General features: G+C 63.3%; 16 protein-coding genes. 13 read left to right on the forward strand and 3 right to left on the reverse strand.

The genetic code is table 11. The annotated features are described in order from the left end of the window. Positions 1-38: 38 nt before the first annotated feature. Positions 39-1685, reverse strand: a complete 1647-nt coding sequence (locus ACF8EF_RS21605) for a Na+/H+ antiporter (protein WP_176682754.1) — start codon at positions 1683-1685, stop codon at positions 39-41. Between the two features lie 252 nt (positions 1686-1937). Between ACF8EF_RS21605 and graT the strand changes: the two genes are divergently transcribed. The 6 genes from graT (at position 1938) to ACF8EF_RS21635 (ending at position 5756) form a co-directional block, all read left to right on the forward strand. Continuing rightward, the gene (graT, locus tag ACF8EF_RS21610; RefSeq protein WP_392460514.1) at positions 1938-2216 is read left to right on the forward strand and encodes a type II toxin-antitoxin system toxin GraT; all 279 of its coding nucleotides are present in this window, start codon (positions 1938-1940) and stop codon (positions 2214-2216) included. An 8-nt stretch (positions 2217-2224) separates the two neighbouring features. Next, on the forward strand, positions 2225-2524 hold the full coding sequence (gene graA / locus ACF8EF_RS21615; protein WP_003252274.1) for a type II toxin-antitoxin system antitoxin GraA: 300 nt from the start codon (positions 2225-2227) through the stop codon (positions 2522-2524). 124 nt (positions 2525-2648) lie between these two features. Further along, a complete protein-coding gene (locus ACF8EF_RS21620; RefSeq protein ID WP_176682752.1) occupies positions 2649-2996 on the forward strand; it encodes an ArsC family reductase in 348 nt (115 codons plus the stop codon). A gap of 31 nt (positions 2997-3027) precedes the next feature. Beyond that, positions 3028-4062 carry a 2,3,4,5-tetrahydropyridine-2,6-dicarboxylate N-succinyltransferase gene (dapD, locus tag ACF8EF_RS21625; RefSeq protein WP_019437665.1) on the forward strand — a complete coding sequence of 345 codons (1035 nt, stop codon included), beginning with the start codon at positions 3028-3030 and terminating at the stop codon, positions 4060-4062. 81 nt (positions 4063-4143) lie between these two features. Beyond that, positions 4144-5349 carry a cysteine desulfurase gene (locus ACF8EF_RS21630; RefSeq protein ID WP_176682751.1) on the forward strand — a complete coding sequence of 402 codons (1206 nt, stop codon included), beginning with the start codon at positions 4144-4146 and terminating at the stop codon, positions 5347-5349. Beyond that, positions 5346-5756 (forward strand): SufE family protein, encoded by a 411-nt coding sequence (locus tag ACF8EF_RS21635; RefSeq protein ID WP_176682750.1) that lies wholly within the window; start codon positions 5346-5348, stop codon positions 5754-5756. Before ACF8EF_RS21630 ends, ACF8EF_RS21635 begins: the two co-directional genes overlap by 4 nt. Positions 5757-5863: 107 nt before the next feature. Here the strand turns inward: ACF8EF_RS21635 and tcdA are convergent, their stop codons facing one another. Next, positions 5864-6673, reverse strand: a complete 810-nt coding sequence (gene tcdA / locus ACF8EF_RS21640; RefSeq protein ID WP_176682749.1) for a tRNA cyclic N6-threonylcarbamoyladenosine(37) synthase TcdA — start codon at positions 6671-6673, stop codon at positions 5864-5866. 119 nt (positions 6674-6792) lie between these two features. Between tcdA and ACF8EF_RS21645 the strand changes: the two genes are divergently transcribed. The 4 genes from ACF8EF_RS21645 (at position 6793) to ACF8EF_RS21660 (ending at position 11924) form a co-directional block, all read left to right on the forward strand. Beyond that, complete coding sequence (locus tag ACF8EF_RS21645; RefSeq protein WP_392460515.1) at positions 6793-9384, forward strand: glycosyltransferase; 2592 nt, start codon at positions 6793-6795, stop codon at positions 9382-9384. 182 nt (positions 9385-9566) lie between these two features. Further along, positions 9567-10718, forward strand: a complete 1152-nt coding sequence (dapE, locus tag ACF8EF_RS21650; RefSeq protein ID WP_176682747.1) for a succinyl-diaminopimelate desuccinylase — start codon at positions 9567-9569, stop codon at positions 10716-10718. Continuing rightward, the gene (locus ACF8EF_RS21655) at positions 10718-11530 is read left to right on the forward strand and encodes a putative RNA methyltransferase (protein WP_003252259.1); all 813 of its coding nucleotides are present in this window, start codon (positions 10718-10720) and stop codon (positions 11528-11530) included. The genes dapE and ACF8EF_RS21655 overlap by 1 nt, the downstream gene beginning before the upstream one ends. 16 nt (positions 11531-11546) lie before the next feature. After that, positions 11547-11924 carry a hypothetical protein gene (locus ACF8EF_RS21660; protein WP_176682746.1) on the forward strand — a complete coding sequence of 126 codons (378 nt, stop codon included), beginning with the start codon at positions 11547-11549 and terminating at the stop codon, positions 11922-11924. A gap of 122 nt (positions 11925-12046) precedes the next feature. On the opposite strand, the gene ACF8EF_RS21665 is transcribed toward ACF8EF_RS21660, so the two are convergent. Next, positions 12047-12256, reverse strand: coding sequence for a cold-shock protein (locus ACF8EF_RS21665; RefSeq protein ID WP_003252255.1), 210 nt, complete (start codon positions 12254-12256; stop codon positions 12047-12049). A gap of 233 nt (positions 12257-12489) precedes the next feature. Here ACF8EF_RS21665 and plsB point away from each other — a divergent pair, with 233 nt between their 5' ends. From plsB to ACF8EF_RS21680, 3 genes are all read left to right on the forward strand, one after another. Then, positions 12490-14976: a glycerol-3-phosphate 1-O-acyltransferase PlsB gene (plsB, locus tag ACF8EF_RS21670; RefSeq protein ID WP_392460516.1), complete on the forward strand. Its 2487-nt coding sequence runs from the start codon at positions 12490-12492 to the stop codon at positions 14974-14976. Between the two features lie 76 nt (positions 14977-15052). Beyond that, on the forward strand, positions 15053-15451 hold the full coding sequence (locus ACF8EF_RS21675; RefSeq protein ID WP_103462968.1) for a YbaY family lipoprotein: 399 nt from the start codon (positions 15053-15055) through the stop codon (positions 15449-15451). A gap of 33 nt (positions 15452-15484) precedes the next feature. Further along, positions 15485-16171 (forward strand): DUF4197 domain-containing protein, encoded by a 687-nt coding sequence (locus ACF8EF_RS21680; RefSeq protein WP_392460517.1) that lies wholly within the window; start codon positions 15485-15487, stop codon positions 16169-16171. Positions 16172-16424 lie beyond the last annotated feature (253 nt).

Here is a 16424-nt window from a genome sequence, read left to right on the forward strand (position 1 = left end):
GTGGGAGCGGGCGTGCCCGCGAAGGGCCTTGATAGGGTCTACTTGACTGAACCCAGGTTCGCCTCACTCATATCCAGCTCACCCAGTACTTGCCGCACCACCTCATCGCCCACCAGGTGCTGACGATGCAGGTTGTACAGCTCCAGCCGCTGGGCCCTCAGGGCACGCAAGCGTAAACGCCGCTCCAGCAAGTCCATCTGTGCGGCCAGGGCCTTGGCTTCGGCACTGTCGTCGTAGCTTTCCAGCTCATCCCGGTATTCAGCCATCAAGCGCGCCTTCAACTCGGTCGCCAAGGTTGCCTGCGCAGCATCCTGCGGTGCGTTGCTGTCGATCACCTCTTCTGCCTCCAAGGCATGAATCGCCGCCTCGGCTGTGCGCCGCCAGGCTTCCTGCACCTCTTGATGCAAGCGCTCGTCAGGGCTCTTGGTCACCCCTCGCAGTAACAGCGGCAGGGCAAGGCAGGCACTGATCAACGACAGCAGTATTACCCCCGCAGCAATGAAGATAAGCAGGTCACGCTCCGGGAAAGCTGACCCAGCCCCTATCAGCAACGGGATCGACATGACACCCGCCAGGGTGACAGCGCCGCGCACACCACCCAAGGTCAGCAACCAGCAGGAACGCGCCGTAGGCATCAGCACCAGTGCCGGCTTGCCGCGCCAGCGACGGACCACACCGATCGAGCGCCAGATACTCTGGACCCAGATGAACCGCAACAGAATCAGTGCGGCAAAGATCGCCACCACGTCCAGGCAGCGGTAGGCCAATGTCGGCCAGAGGGTCGCTTCGTGGCTGACCACAGCCTTGATGATGTCTGGCAACTGCAAGCCCAACAGCAGGAAGATCAGGCCATTGAAGGCAAACTCCAGCAACGACCACACACTGCGGTTGAGCAGGCGGGTACTGGTCTGACGCGGCAGCAGGTCGAGCCAGCTCTGCATCATGCCGGCCGCCACCGCCGAGAGAATACCCGAAACGCCCAGGCGCTCGGCCAGCACGTAGGCGGCGAACGGCAGCAGCAGCATGAAGACCACATGGGTAGCTGGATCGTCCCAGCCCCGGGTGATCATCCACATGCGCAGGCGACCGATCAACCAGCTCAGTATCACGCCCACCGCAAGGCCGCCCAGTGCGACCAACACGAAGCTGAAGCCGGCGTCAGCCAACGAAAACACCCCGGTGATCGCCGCCGCCAAGGCGAACTTGAAGGTTACCAGGCCCGACGCGTCGTTCATCAGCGCCTCGCCCTGCAGCATGTGCATCAGGGGAGTGGGCAGGCGGTCCTGGGCAATGGCCGAAACGGCCACGGCGTCGGTCGGCGAAAGCACTGCGGCCAGGGCGAAAGCCACCGGCAACGGGATGCTCGGCAGCAACCAGTGGATGAAGTAACCGGCGCCGACCACGGTGAACAACACCAGCCCCACGGCCAGCGCCACTACCGGGCCACGAATGCGCCATAACTCACGCTTGGGGATGCGCCAGCCGTCGGCGAACAGCAGCGGAGGCAGGAACAGGAACAGGAACAATTCGGGGTCAAGGGCTACATGCAGGCCCAGCGTCGGCCACGCCAGCAAGGCACCGGCGGCAATCTGTACCAGCGGCAATGGCAGCGGGATCACACGGCCGACCAGCTTCGACAGGCTGACCAGCGTCAGCAGGATGAGAACGGTGTAGGCGGACTGCATCCGGGAAAGCTTCCTTTGTGAACCAGAAACTATATCAAGGCGAGACATCGCCATTGGAACAATATGTTAGCGGCGACCGACGGTTCGGGGCCGCTGCACGATAGTCGCAGGTGACGGGTGAATATGTAACATGATGATACCCAGCAGATGTGACCGGAGCTTGCGAGTCGCGTGCCCCGTTATTGAAGACTTGAACTACAGCGATCCCGTCGTATAATCGACATTAACGAATAACGTTAAGCATTCAGGCGCATGATTCGAAGCTTTAGCTGTGCCGACACGGAAGCGCTCTTCACAACGGGAAAGACACGGCGTTGGTCAGATATCAAGTCAGTCGCGGAGCGCAAACTGGCCATGCTCGATGCCGCAACAGAGTTGCGAGACCTTAGGTCGCCACCTGGCAATCGCCTCGAGTCACTGAGCGGCAACCGCGCCGGCCAACACAGTATCCGTGTAAATGACCAATGGCAGTTGTGCTTCACCTGGACAGAACACGGGCCAGTTAACGTTGAAATTGTCGATTACCACTGAGGTGCATCATGCTCAAGAACGGTATGCGTCCAATCCATCCGGGTGAAATCCTGCGGGAGGACTTCCAGAAGGAAATGGGCTTCAGCGCCGCGGCTCTGGCCAGGGCGTTGGGTGTAGCAACGCCAACCGTCAACAACATCCTGCGCGAACGGGGCGGTGTATCCGCCGACATGGCACTGCGTCTGTCCATCTGCCTGGACACCACCCCTGAGTTCTGGCTCAACCTGCAGACGGCCTTCGACCTGCGCACAGCCGAACAGCAACACGGCGATGAGATCATCGGGTCGGTCCAGCGCCTGGTCGCTTGAACACATCCTGATCAATAAACAGGGGCGCCACGGGCGTGGCGCCGCGAGGATCGTTCCCGCATAATCCCGCGACTGACATCGAAAAACGGAGAGATTGGGGCGACTTGTAACCCCAATGTACACAATGACCTACACGCTCTACGGCATCAAAGCCTGTGACACCATGAAAAAGGCGCGTACCTGGCTCGAAGACAACGCCATCGCCTACGAATTCCATGATTACAAAACCCAAGGCATCGACCGCGACAGCCTGAACCGCTGGTGCGACGAACACGGCTGGGAAGTCATCCTCAACCGTGCCGGCACCACCTTCCGCAAGCTGGACGACGCCAGCAAGGCAGACCTCGACCAGGCCAAGGCCGTCGAGCTGATGCTGGCCCAGCCGTCGATGATCAAACGCCCGGTGCTCGACCTTGGCGCGCGTACCCTGGTTGGCTTCAAGCCCGACCTGTACGCCGCTGCCCTGGCCTGAGCCCCTACCCTATTTCGCACGAGGTAATCACATGTCCAATACCCTGTTCAGCCTGGCCTTCGGTGTCGGCTCCCAGAACCGCCAGGGCGCCTGGCTGGAAGTGTTCTACGCACAACCGCTGCTCAACCCGAGCGCCGAACTGGTTGCTGCAGTCGCCCCTGTTCTCGGTTACGAAGGTGGCAACCAGGCCATCGCCTTCAGCAACGCCCAGGCCGCGCAACTGGCCGAAGCCGTAAAAGGCGTGGACGCCGCCCAGGCCGCCCTGCTGACCCGCCTGGCCGAAAGCCACAAGCCGCTGGTCGCCACCCTGCTGGCCGAAGACGCTGCCCTGAGCTCGACCCCAGAGGCCTACCTCAAGCTGCACCTGCTGTCGCACCGACTGGTCAAACCGCATGGCGTAAGCCTGGCCGGCATCTTCCCGCTGCTGCCGAACGTGGCCTGGACCAACCAGGGCGCAGTCGACCTGGGCGAGCTGGCCGAACTGCAACTGGAAGCACGCCTGAAGGGCGAGCTGCTGGAAGTGTTCTCGGTGGACAAGTTCCCGAAAATGACCGACTACGTGGTACCGGCCGGCGTGCGTATCGCCGACACCGCCCGTGTGCGCCTGGGTGCCTACATCGGCGAAGGCACCACCATCATGCACGAAGGCTTCGTCAACTTTAATGCTGGCACCGAAGGCCCGGGCATGATCGAAGGCCGCGTTTCCGCTGGCGTATTCGTTGGCAAAGGTTCGGACCTGGGCGGCGGCTGCTCGACCATGGGCACCCTGTCCGGTGGCGGCAACATCGTCATCAAGGTTGGCGAGGGTTGCCTGATCGGCGCCAACGCAGGTATCGGTATTCCGCTGGGCGACCGCAACACCGTCGAAGCCGGCCTGTACATCACCGCGGGCACCAAGGTGAACCTGCTGGACGAGAACAACGAGCTGGTCAAAGTGGTCAAGGCCCGCGACCTGGCTGGTCAGACCGACCTGCTGTTCCGTCGCAACTCGCTCAATGGCGCGGTAGAGTGCAAGACCCACAAGTCGGCCATCGAGCTGAACGAAGCGCTGCACGCTCACAACTGAGAACCTTGCCGGGTTTGAGGTGTTAAGATCGGGTCTGGCGCCAATGCACCAGACCCGATTTTCATTCCAGGCCTCGCAAACATGTTTCAGCCCTCTCCCTGGCGTGCCGACTTTCCCGCCATCGCCGCCCTGCAACGGCAGCACCAGACATACCTGGACAGCGCAGCCACCACCCAGAAGCCGCAAGCCCTGCTCGACGCCCTGAGCCATTACTACGGCCATGGCGCGGCCAACGTGCACCGCGCCCAGCATTTGCCCGGCGCGCTGGCGACCCAGGCCTTCGAAACCAGCCGCGACAAGGTCGCCGCCTGGCTCAATGCCGCAGACTCGCGGCAGATCGTGTTCACCCACGGTGCTACCTCGGCGCTGAACCTGCTGGCCTATGGCCTGGAGCACCGCCTCGAAGCCGGTGACGAAATTGCCGTCAGTGCCCTGGAGCACCATGCCAACCTACTGCCCTGGCAACAGCTGGCGCACCGGCGCAACCTGCGCCTGGTGGTGCTGCCGCTGGATGCCCATGGCCGTATCGACCAGGAACAGGCACTGCAACTGATCGGCCCGCGCACCCGGGTGCTCGCCGTCAGCCAGCTGTCCAACGTGCTGGGTACCTGGCAGCCGCTACCAGCGCTACTGGCCCATGCCCGCGCCCAGGGCGCGCTGACTGTGGTCGATGGTGCCCAAGGCGTGGTGCATGGTCGCCATGACATGCAGCAACTGGGCTGCGACTTCTATGTGTTTTCCAGCCACAAGCTGTACGGTCCAGACGGCGTCGGCGTGCTCTATGGTCGCGCCCAGGCCCTGGAGCTGTTGCGCCACTGGCAGTTCGGTGGCGAGATGGTGCAGTTGGCCGAATACCACAGCGCCAGCTTCCGCCCCGCGCCCCTGGGATTCGAGGCGGGTACGCCGCCCATTGCCGGAGTGATAGGCCTGGGCGCGACACTGGACTACCTGGCCAGCCTCGATGCCCATGCGGTCGCAGCGCATGAAGCCAACCTGCACCAGCACCTGCTGCGTGGCCTGGGCGACCGCGAAGGTGTGCGGGTGTTGGGTGCACCGCAGACGGCCCTGGCCAGTTTCGTCATCGAGGGCGTGCACAACGCCGATATCGCTCATCTGCTGACTGAACAGGGCATTGCCGTGCGTGCCGGTCACCACTGTGCCATGCCACTGCTGAAGGGGATGGGGCTGGAGGGCGCGATACGGGTGTCGCTGGGTTTGTACAACGACAGCGATGACTTGCAACATTTCTTCGACGCGCTGGATCAAGGCCTGGAGCTGTTGCGATGAGCCTGCCGGAACAGGCGCATCAAGCGCTGGTAGCTTTTCAACAGGGCAAAGGCTGGGAACAGCGTGCTCGGTTGCTGATGCAGTGGGGTGACCGCCTGGAGCCGCTGGCTGATGCCGAAAGGACCGAGGCCAACCGGGTGCATGGCTGCGAGAGCCTGGTGTGGCTGGTGGCCGAGCAGATCGAGGGAGTATGGCGGTTCAAGGCCAGCAGCGATGCCCGCTTGTTGCGTGGGCTGCTGGCGCTGTTGCTGGTGCGGGTGCAGGGACTGGCCAGTGAGGAGCTGGCCGGGATTGATCTGCGCGAGTGGTTTACCCAGCTCGGGCTGGAACGCCAATTGTCGCCGTCGCGCAGCAATGGGCTGCATGCGGTGTTGCAGCGGATGGCGGAGTTGGCGTCCAACCGCTGAATCGGCGCCGGTTTCTTCGCGGGCCTGCCCGCTCCCACAGGTACGGTGTCATGCTTGAGAGAGATGCAGTGTGGGAGCGGGCGGGCCCGCGAAGACGCCCACGCGGTCTATTCAGGCTTGACCCGTTCCGACGGCCGGCGCGCTCCAGCCACCAGCTTCTCGATCGCCTTGCTCGCCGCTACCATGCCAAAGGTCGCGGTCACCATCATCACTGCACCAAAGCCACCCGAGCAGTCCAGGCGCACGCCCTCACCCACGAAGCTTTTCTGCAAGCAAACGCTGCCATCACCCTTGGGGTAACGCAGCTGTTCGCTGGAGAACACGCACGGCACGCCATAGTTGCGGCTGACGTTACGCGAAAAGTTGTAGTCGCGGCGCAGGGTGGAACGCACCCGTGACGCCAACGGGTCGTTGAAGGTCTTGTTCAGATCGGCGATCTGGATCTGCGTCGGGTCGATCTGGCCACCCGCGCCACCGGTAGTGACAATGGCAATCTTGCGCCGCCGACACCAGGCGATCAGCGCCGCCTTGGCCATGACGCTGTCGATGCAGTCGATCACGCAGTCGAGGTGCTCGGTGATGTATTCGGCCATGGTCTCGCGGGTGACGAAGTCGGCCACCGCATGCACCGTGCACCCGGGGTTGATCGCCCGCAGGCGCTCGGCCATGACCTCGACCTTGGGCCGCCCCACCTGCCCTTCCAGCGCATGGGCCTGGCGGTTGGTGTTGCTGACACAGACATCGTCCAGGTCGAACAGGGTGATTTCGCCCACGCCGCTGCGGGCCAGCGCTTCGGCCACCCACGAGCCCACCCCGCCGATACCGACCACGCCCACATGGGCCTGGCCCAGCCGCTGCAGCCCTTGGTCGCCATACAACCGGGCAACGCCGGCAAAGCGTGGATCTTCTGTGCTCATGTTCATACCCCAAAAAACCGGCACGCATTATATGCCAGCAGCCCCAAGGCCTGCATCGTTAGGAAAGAGACTACCAACACTGCTTTAATGTCCTACCACTTCGCCACGAATGGACGACGATGTCTTCACGTAAATTCGGCCTGAACCTGGTAGTGGTGCTGGCCATCGCCGCACTGTTCACCGGGTTCTGGGCACTGATCAACCGCCCGGTCTTCGCCCCCGCCTGGCCAGAACAGATTTCTGGCTTTTCGTATTCGCCGTTCCGCCTGGGCGAAAGCCCGCAGAAGGGTCAGTACCCCACTGACGAAGAACTGCGCCAGGACCTGGAGCAACTGAGCAAACTGACCGACAGCATCCGTATCTACACCGTGGAGGGCACTCAGGCCGACATCCCGCGCCTGGCCGAAGAGTTCGGCCTGCGGGTGACGCTGGGGATATGGATCAGCCCGGACCTGGAGCGCAACGAGCGCGAGATCGCCACGGCCATCCAGCTGGCCAATACCTCGCGCAGCGTGGTGCGGGTGGTGGTCGGCAACGAGGCGCTGTTCCGTGAAGAAGTCACACCGGAAAACCTGATCAAATACCTGGACCGGGTACGCGCAGCCGTGAAGGTGCCTGTGACCACCAGTGAACAGTGGCACATCTGGAAGGAACACCCTGAGCTGGCCAGGCACGTCGACCTGATTGCCGCGCACATCCTGCCCTACTGGGAGTTCGTGCCAATGAAGGACTCGGTCGAGTTCGTCCTCGACCGCGCCCGTGAACTGAAGCACCAGTTCCCGCGCAAACCCCTGCTGCTGTCGGAAGTCGGCTGGCCGAGCAACGGCCGCATGCGCGGTGGTGCCGATGCCACACAGGCCGACCAGGCCATCTACTTGCGCACCCTGGTCAATACCCTCAACCGCCGTGGCTACAACTACTTTGTCATTGAAGCCTATGACCAACCCTGGAAGGCCAGCGACGAAGGCTCGGTAGGCGCCTACTGGGGCGTCTACAACGCCGAGCGCCAGCAGAAGTTCAACTTCGACGGCCCCGTGGTGGCGATCCCGCAGTGGCGGGCCCTGGCAGTGGCGTCGGTGGTGCTGGCAATGATCGCCCTGATGGTGCTGTTCATCGATGGCTCGGCCCTGCGCCAGCGTGGCCGTACCTTCCTGACGTTCATCACCTTCCTGTGCGGGTCGGTACTGGTGTGGATCGCCTATGACTACAGCCAGCAATACAGCACCTGGTTCAGCCTGACCGTGGGCGTGCTGCTGGCCCTCGGCGCGCTGGGCGTGTTCATCGTGTTGCTCACCGAAGCCCACGAGCTGGCCGAGGCGGTCTGGATACACAAGCGCCGCCGCGAATTCCTGCCCGTGCAGGCCGACAGTGCCTACCGGCCCAAGGTGTCGGTGCACGTGCCGTGCTACAACGAGCCACCTGAGATGGTGAAACAAACCCTCGACGCCCTGGCCGCCCTGGACTACCCCGACTACGAAGTACTGGTGATCGACAACAACACCAAGAACCCGGCCGTGTGGGAGCCGCTCAAGGCCCACTGCGAGAAGCTTGGCGAGCGCTTCAAGTTCTTCCACGTCGCGCCTCTGGCCGGCTTCAAGGGCGGTGCACTGAATTACCTGATCCCGCACACGGCCAAGGACGCCGAAGTGATCGCGGTAATCGACTCGGACTACTGCGTCGACCGCAACTGGCTCAAGCACATGGTGCCGCACTTCGCCGATCCGAAAATTGCCGTGGTGCAGTCACCGCAGGATTACCGCGACCAGCACGAGAGTGCCTTCAAGAAGCTGTGCTACAGCGAATACAAGGGCTTCTTCCACATCGGCATGGTCACCCGCAACGACCGTGACGCGATCATCCAGCACGGCACCATGACCATGACCCGGCGCAGTGTGCTGGAAGAACTGGGCTGGGCCGAATGGTGCATCTGCGAGGATGCCGAGCTGGGGCTGCGCGTGTTCGAGAAAGGCCTGTCCGCCGCCTACGCCCACAACAGCTACGGCAAGGGCCTGATGCCCGACACCTTCATCGACTTCAAGAAGCAACGCTTCCGCTGGGCCTACGGCGCCATCCAGATCATCAAGCACCACGCCGGTGCGCTGCTGCGCGGCAAAGGCAGCCAGCTGACCCGTGGCCAGCGCTACCACTTCCTGGCCGGCTGGCTACCGTGGATCGCCGATGGCATGAACATCTTCTTCACCATCGGCGCGCTGTTGTGGTCGGCGGCGATGATCATCGTGCCGCATCGGGTCGACCCGCCACTGATGATCTTCGCCATCCCGCCGCTGGCGCTGTTCTTCTTCAAGGTCGGCAAGATCGTCTTCCTGTACCGCCGAGCGGTGGGGGTGAACCTCAAGGATGCCTTCGCAGCTGCACTGGCCGGGCTGGCACTGTCGCACACCATCGCCAAGGCGGTTCTGTATGGCTTCTTCACCAGCAGCATGCCGTTCTTCCGCACGCCGAAGAATGCTGACAGCCATGGGTTGCTGGTGGCAATTTCCGAAGCGCGTGAAGAGCTGTTCATCATGGTGCTGCTGTGGGGCGCGGCGCTGGGCATCTACCTGGTGCAGGGGCTGCCGAGCTCGGACATGCGCTTCTGGGTGGCGATGTTGCTGGTGCAGTCGTTGCCTTATGTGGCAGCGCTGGTGATGGCGTTCCTGTCGTCGTTACCCAAGCCGCAGGAAAAGGCTGCCGAACCGCAGCAGGCTTGAGATTGTCAGGGGCGCTTTGCGCCCCTATCGCGACGCAAGGCCGCTCCCACAAGGAACCGCATACCCATGTGGGAGCGGCCTTGCGTCGCGATAGGGCCGCAAAGCGGCCCCATTGGCCCTTCGGTTTGATATAAGATAACGCCCCTCAGATTTCCCAGCCTTGCCTTGCCCCGGAGTTCCCCATGACGGCCCCTGCCGAGCTCTCGCCTACCCTTCAACTGGCCTGCGACCTGATCCGTCGTCCCTCGGTCACCCCCGTCGATGCCGATTGCCAGGCGCAGATGATGAACCGTCTGGGCGCCGTTGGTTTCCAGCTGGAGCCGATGCGCATCGAAGACGTCGACAACTTCTGGGCCACCCACGGCAACCAGGAAGGCCCGGTGCTGTGCTTTGCCGGCCACACCGACGTGGTGCCCACCGGCCCGGTCCAGCAATGGCAGCATGAACCGTTCGAGGCGCTGATCGACGCCGACGGCATGCTCTGCGGTCGTGGCGCCGCCGACATGAAGGGCAGCCTGGCGTCCATGGTCATCGCCAGCGAGCGCTTTGTGCAGGACTACCCGGACCATCGCGGCAAGGTCGCGTTTCTGATCACCAGCGACGAGGAAGGCCCGGCCCACCACGGCACCAAGGCGGTGGTCGAGCGCCTGAAAGCGCGCAACGAGCGCCTGGACTGGTGCATCGTCGGCGAACCGTCCAGCACCACCTTGCTGGGTGACGTGGTCAAGAACGGCCGCCGTGGTTCACTGGGCGCCAAGCTGACCATACGCGGCAAGCAGGGCCATGTGGCCTATCCGCACCTGGCGCGCAACCCGATCCACCTGGCCGCCCCGGCCCTGGCGGAACTGGCTGCCGAGCACTGGGACGAAGGCAACGCGTTTTTCCCGCCAACCAGCTTCCAGATCTCCAACGTCAATTCCGGCACCGGCGCCACCAACGTGGTCCCGGGCGAGCTGACCGCGCTGTTCAACTTCCGCTTCTCTACCGAGTCCACCGTCGAAGGCCTGCAGGCCCGAGTGTCGGCGATTCTCGACAAGCATGAACTGGACTGGTCGGTCGATTGGGCACTGTCGGGCCTGCCATTCCTGACCGAACCAGGCGAGCTGCTCGACGCCGTGGCGGCCAGCATCAAGGGCGTCACCGGTCGCGAAACCCAGCCCTCCACCAGCGGCGGCACCTCCGATGGCCGTTTCATCGCAACCATGGGCACCCAGGTAGTCGAACTCGGCCCGGTCAACGCCACCATCCACCAGGTTGACGAGCGGATCCTTGCCAGCGACCTCGATCTGCTGACCGAAATCTACTACCAGACCCTGGTCCGGTTGCTCGCCTGATGCTTGCCTGCCCGCTTTGCCAGGCGCCGCTGAGCCGGCTCGACAATGGTGTGGTGTGCCCGGCTGGCCACCGCTTCGACCGCGCCCGCCAGGGTTACCTGAACCTGCTGCCGGTGCAGCACAAGAACAGCCGCGACCCCGGTGACAACCAGGCCATGGTCGAAGCACGCCGCGACTTTCTCGACGCCGGCCATTACGCGCCAGTCGCCCGCCGCCTGGCCGAGCTGGCCGCCGAGCGCCAGCCTGGCGCCTGGCTGGACATCGGCTGCGGCGAGGGTTACTACACCGCACAGATCGCCCAGGCCTTGCCGGCCGCCGACGGCTATGCGCTGGACATCTCCCGCGAAGCGGTCAAGCGTGCCTGCCGCCGAGCACCGGCGGTCACCTGGATGGTCGCCAGCATGGCCCGCGTACCGCTGACCGACGCCAGCTGCCAGTTCATCGCCAGCGTTTTCAGCCCGCTGGACTGGGCCGAGGCCAAGCGTTTGCTCAGCCCCGGCGGCGGCCTGATGCGGGTCGGCCCGACCAGCGGCCATCTGATGGAACTGCGTGAAGTGCTCTACGATGAAGTACGCCCTTACGCCGACGACAAGCACCTGGCCCTGGTCCCTGAAGGCATGGCCCATGCCCACAGCGAAACCCTCGAGTTCCGCCTGAGCCTAGCCGCGCCCAAGGCCCGCGCCGACCTGCTGGCCATGACCCCACACGGCTGGCGCGCCAGCGCCGAAAAACGTGCCCGGGTGATCGACCAGCCCGAGCCGTTCGAGGTCACGGTTTCCATGCGTTATGACTATTTCGTGCGCCAAGACTGAGCACACCGGAGCCCTTATGCGTCAACCTGATATCGAGATCTACCTGAAGGACGCCGACGTCGACCACAAGCAGATTGCCGAGTGGCTTGCCCAGGCAATCGGCCCGTGCACTGAATGGAAGCAGAAAGGCCAGACCTTCAAATGCCATGCCGGTAACATTCCGGTCACTTGGTTACCCAAGGCTGTAGGGAAATGGAACAGCCTGTACCTGGAAAGCGACCAGACGCCGTGGGCCGATGACGTTGCCTGCGCCAGGGCTGCATTTGCCGCGCTGGGTGTGGAAGTGCGCTGTGCGCCGGGTGGCTGGGTTGAGGAAGACGGGGAAGAAGATGCCGACCGCTGGGTCCGCATCAGCGCCGACGGTGAGGAGGAAATCACCTGGCGTACATCATGAAACGGCAGCCTTGCTCGTTTCTGTAGGAGCGGGTTTACCCGCGAACACGGGCCATGCCCGTGGCAGCCACCGTGGTGGCTGCTTCGCGGGCAAGCCCGCTCCTACGGCTTGAAACCAGAGGCTCAGAGGCCCACTACGTCTTCGGCTTGCAGGCCTTTCTGGCCCTGCACGCAGGCGTACTCCACCCGCTGCCCTTCGACCAGGGTACGATGCCCCTCACCGCGAATCGCCCGATAGTGGACGAACACATCTGCACCACCTTCGCGCTGAATGAAGCCGTAACCCTTGGCATCGTTGAACCACTTTACATTCCCAGTCTCACGAGACGACATCTGAACTACTCCGGATTTTTATTGTGAAGATCGCCTTGCAGGCATGAGGTCACCTGCCCCATGCCAACGCCGCTTGCCGAAATATCCTGCAAGTGGCAGGCCGAGTATATGACACAGAACAAAAAAAATTGATGACGGCCCCGCTGTTGGCCGAATTTTGCTGAACTTACGCCGATACGGCAGACTAAATAGCAGGATACTCACCTGATAATCACACCCAGGGCACACACCCCATGACCCGTTCCCCCCTGCGCCGCCTGATCTTCGGCGGCCTGCGTCGCCTGTTGTACCTGTGGGTGCGCTCCGAGACCATCAACCAGTCTTCCATGACCCTCAACCTGGACCGCAGTCGGCCGGTGTTCTATGCGCTGCCCTCGCCCGCGCTCACCGACCTGGCCGTGCTCGACCACGAGTGCACCAAGGCGGGGCTGCCGCGCCCGGTGCTGCCGGTAGCCGTCGGCCCACTGCAGGAACCCGCCGCGTTCTTCTACCTGACCCCCGACCCGGACTGGCTCGGCCGGCAGGACAAAAGTGGCGCCCCGCCCACGCTCGAGCGCCTGGTGGCTGCCGTCAGCCAGCATGCCGAAGAAGATGCGCAGATCATTCCTGTCAGCGTGTTCTGGGGCCAGACCCCGGCCAGCGAGTCCAGCCCCTGGAAGCTGCTGTTCGCCGACAGCTGGGCGGTAACCGGGCGCCTGCGCCGGCTGCTGACCGTACTGATCCTCGGGCGCAAGACCCGGGTACAATTCTCCGCGCCAATCCACCTGCGCGAACTGGTGCAGCACAACAAAGGCCACGAGCGCACCGTGCGCATGGCCCAGCGCCTGATGCGCGTGCACTTTCGCAACCTCAAGACTGCTGTCATCGGCCCGGACATCTCGCACCGACGCACCCTGGTCAAAGGCCTGGTCCATGCTCCGCAAGTGCGCCAGGCGATTGCCGACGAAGCGCAGCGCGAGAACCTGCCGCTGGCCAAAGCCGAGGCCCAGGCACTGCGCTACGGCAACGAGATAGCCTCGGACTACACTTACACCGCCATCCGCTTCCTCGAAGTGGTGCTCAGCTGGTTCTGGAACAAGATCTACGACGGCATCAAGGTCAACCACATCGAACAGGTGCAGGGTATCGCCCCTGGCCATGAAGTGATCTACGTGCCGTGCCACCGCAGCCACATCGACTACCTGCTGCTGTCGTACCTGCTGTTCCGCAACGGCCTCACCCCGCCGCACGTGGCGGCGGGCATCAACCTCAACATGCCGGTGGTGGGTAACCTGCTGCGCCGTGGCGGCGCCTTCTTCATGCGCCGCACGTTCAAGGGCAACCCGCTTTACACGGCAGTGTTCAACGAGTACCTGCACACGCTGTACACCAAGGGTTTCCCGGTCGAGTACTTCGTCGAAGGCGGCCGCTCGCGCACCGGGCGCATGTTGCAGCCGCGCACCGGGATGCTGGCCATTACCCTGCGCAGCTTCCTGCGTTCGTCGCGTACACCAATCGTGTTCGTGCCGGTGTACATCGGCTACGAGCGCGTGCTCGAAGGCCGTACCTACCTGGGCGAACTGCGCGGCGCCAGCAAGAAGAAGGAGTCGGTGTTCGACATCTTCAAGGTGTTCGGCGCACTCAAGCAGCGCTTTGGCCAGGTCTACGTCAACTTCGGCGAACCCATCCGCCTGGCTGGTTTCCTCGACCAGCAGCAGCCCGGCTGGCGTGACCAGGATCACGGTCCGCAGTACCGTCCGGACTGGCTCAACGCTACCACCGCTCGCCTGGGAGAAACCGTGGCCCGTCACCTCAACGAGGCAGCCGCCATCAACCCGGTCAACCTGGTGGCCCTGGCACTGCTGTCCACCAGCCGCCTTGCCCTGGACGAACGCGCCCTGACCCGCGTACTCGACCTGTACCTGGCGCTCCTGCGCCAAGTGCCCTACTCGCCGCACACCACCCTGCCCGAGGGCGACGGCCAGGCATTGATCGAACATGTACGCAGCATGAACCTGGTGGCCGAGCAGAAGGACGCCCTGGGCCGCATCCTCTATCTGGATGAAGGCAATGCGGTACTGATGACCTATTACCGCAACAACGTGCTGCACATCTTCGCCCTGCCGGCGCTGCTGGCCAGCTTCTTCCTCAGCAGTTCACGCATGAGCCGCCAACTGCTGGGCCAGTATGTGCACGCGCTTTACCCCTACCTGCAGGCCGAACTGTTCCTGCGCTGGACACCAGAACAGCTGGACGAGGTCATCGACCAATGGCTGGTCGCGTTGGTGGAACAGGGCCTGCTGCGCCAGGACAACGACCTGTACGTGCGCCCGGCGCCCAGCTCGAGGCAGTTCGTTTTGCTGACCCTGCTTGCCCGCACCATCACCCAGACCCTGCAGCGCTTCTACATGGCCACCTCGCTGCTGATCAACAGCGGGCAGAACAGCCTGAGCGCCGAAGCGCTGGAAGACTTGTGCGTGATGATGGCCCAGCGCCTGTCGATCCTGCATGGTTTGAACGCGCCGGAGTTCTTCGACAAGACGCTGTTCCGCCACTTCATCCAGACCTTGCTCGAGCAAGGCGTGCTGCACGCCGACGCTCAAGGCAAGCTGGGTTATCAGGACAAGCTCGGCGAGCTGGCCGAGGGCGTGGCCAAGCGTGTGCTGTCGGCCGAGCTGCGCCTGTCGATCCGCCAGGTGGCCCTGCACCGTGACGACGGGCTGGAAACTTCGGCACTCTAACGGTTCATCGGTCGGGAAAATCCGCTAAAGTCCCTGGGGTTGGCCACAAGCCAGCTCCAAGGACACCGGAGATTCCATGAAAAAGCTCTTTATGCTGTGTTGCGCATCCCTGCTTGCAGCCTGTTCCAGCCAAACCCCACACAGCCAGGCCAGCCTGGACGGTGAAGTCTTCTACCTGCAGCGCATTGCCCTGCCGCCTGCCGCCACCCTGAGCGTGGAACTGCAGGATGTGTCGCTGATGGACGCCCCTGCCGTAACCCTGGCGCGCCAGGCCGGCCCGGTCAAAGGCAACGTACCACTGCCGTTCCATCTCACCTATGACCCCGCGCAGGTCAAGCCTGGCCACCGCTATGCGGTGAGCGCGCGCATCGAGCTGAATGGCAAGTTGCTGTTCATCAATACCGAACACCACGCTGTCGCGCTCGATGGCAGTGACCCGCAATCTGTACGCATCAAGGTAGACCAGGTTCGCTGATACCCGTACTCATCCGTTTACAAGGAAAGCTTCATGATCCGCACTTCCCTGCGCTTCACCACCCTGTGCGCCGGCCTGCTGCTGTCGGCCAGTGCCCTGGCCCTGTCGCTCGGCGACCTCAGCCAGAAAGACGCCACCGGCGGCCTGAAGGACGCCCTGACCCAAGGTGCGCACCTGGCCGTCAAGCAACTGAGTGCCCCAGGCGGCTTCAGCAACAACCCGGACGTGCGCATCGAGCTGCCAGGCAACCTGGGCAAAGCTGCCAAGGCGATGAAAATGTTCGGCAAGGGTGAACAGGTCGAAGCCCTGGAAACCAGCATGAACAAGGCCGCCGAGGCTGCCGTGCCGCAGGCCCAGGCGATTTTGGTGGATGCCGTGAAGAACATGAGCGTGACCGATGCCAAGGGCATCCTCAGCGGCGGTGACGACTCGGCCACCCAGTACCTGAACAAGAGCAGCCGCGAGCAGATCCGCGCCAAGTTCCTGCCAATCGTCAAGCAGGCCACCGACAAGGTCGGCGTGGCCCAGCAGTACAATGCCTTCGCTGCCCAGGCCAAAGGCCTGGGGCTGGTCAAGGATGACGCCAATATCGAGAACTACGTGACCGAGAAGGCGCTGGATGGCCTGTTCGAGATGATCGGCAAACAGGAGCAGAGCATTCGCCAGGACCCGGCAGCTGCGGCTACCAGCCTGGCCAAGAAAGTCTTCGGCGCGCTGTAGGAGCGGGTTCACCCGCGAAAGGGCCGGGCCTGCTGGCCAATTTTCACCAGCCGCTCACCGTTGCTGCCGCTACCGTATTCGCGGGTAAACCCGCTCCTACAATGATCGAAAAGCCTGCGCGGTCCTCTGTAGGAGCGGGTTCACCCGCGAAAGGGCCGGGCCTGCTGGCCAATTTTCACCAGCCGCTCACCGTTGCTGCCGCCACCGTATTCGCGGGTAAACCCGCTCCTACACGGCGGGGTTGGACACAGGC

This window comes from Pseudomonas sp. zjy_15 (assembly GCF_043101865.1).
Lineage (GTDB): Bacteria > Pseudomonadota > Gammaproteobacteria > Pseudomonadales > Pseudomonadaceae > Aquipseudomonas > Aquipseudomonas putida_Y.

What these genes read in the sequence shown, in the direction of transcription:
- ACF8EF_RS21605 (WP_176682754.1), bottom strand. Translation starts at nt 1,685, where the DNA reads ATGCAGTCCGCCTACACCGTTCTCATCCTGCTGACGCTGGTCAGCCTG.
- graT (WP_392460514.1), top strand. Translation starts at nt 1,938, where the DNA reads ATGATTCGAAGCTTTAGCTGTGCCGACACGGAAGCGCTCTTCACAACG.
- graA (WP_003252274.1), top strand. Translation starts at nt 2,225, where the DNA reads ATGCTCAAGAACGGTATGCGTCCAATCCATCCGGGTGAAATCCTGCGG.
- ACF8EF_RS21620 (WP_176682752.1), top strand. Translation starts at nt 2,649, where the DNA reads ATGACCTACACGCTCTACGGCATCAAAGCCTGTGACACCATGAAAAAG.
- dapD (WP_019437665.1), top strand. Translation starts at nt 3,028, where the DNA reads ATGTCCAATACCCTGTTCAGCCTGGCCTTCGGTGTCGGCTCCCAGAAC.
- ACF8EF_RS21630 (WP_176682751.1), top strand. Translation starts at nt 4,144, where the DNA reads ATGTTTCAGCCCTCTCCCTGGCGTGCCGACTTTCCCGCCATCGCCGCC.
- ACF8EF_RS21635 (WP_176682750.1), top strand. Translation starts at nt 5,346, where the DNA reads ATGAGCCTGCCGGAACAGGCGCATCAAGCGCTGGTAGCTTTTCAACAG.
- tcdA (WP_176682749.1), bottom strand. Translation starts at nt 6,673, where the DNA reads ATGAGCACAGAAGATCCACGCTTTGCCGGCGTTGCCCGGTTGTATGGC.
- ACF8EF_RS21645 (WP_392460515.1), top strand. Translation starts at nt 6,793, where the DNA reads ATGTCTTCACGTAAATTCGGCCTGAACCTGGTAGTGGTGCTGGCCATC.
- dapE (WP_176682747.1), top strand. Translation starts at nt 9,567, where the DNA reads ATGACGGCCCCTGCCGAGCTCTCGCCTACCCTTCAACTGGCCTGCGAC.
- ACF8EF_RS21655 (WP_003252259.1), top strand. Translation starts at nt 10,718, where the DNA reads ATGCTTGCCTGCCCGCTTTGCCAGGCGCCGCTGAGCCGGCTCGACAAT.
- ACF8EF_RS21660 (WP_176682746.1), top strand. Translation starts at nt 11,547, where the DNA reads ATGCGTCAACCTGATATCGAGATCTACCTGAAGGACGCCGACGTCGAC.
- ACF8EF_RS21665 (WP_003252255.1), bottom strand. Translation starts at nt 12,256, where the DNA reads ATGTCGTCTCGTGAGACTGGGAATGTAAAGTGGTTCAACGATGCCAAG.
- plsB (WP_392460516.1), top strand. Translation starts at nt 12,490, where the DNA reads ATGACCCGTTCCCCCCTGCGCCGCCTGATCTTCGGCGGCCTGCGTCGC.
- ACF8EF_RS21675 (WP_103462968.1), top strand. Translation starts at nt 15,053, where the DNA reads ATGAAAAAGCTCTTTATGCTGTGTTGCGCATCCCTGCTTGCAGCCTGT.
- ACF8EF_RS21680 (WP_392460517.1), top strand. Translation starts at nt 15,485, where the DNA reads ATGATCCGCACTTCCCTGCGCTTCACCACCCTGTGCGCCGGCCTGCTG.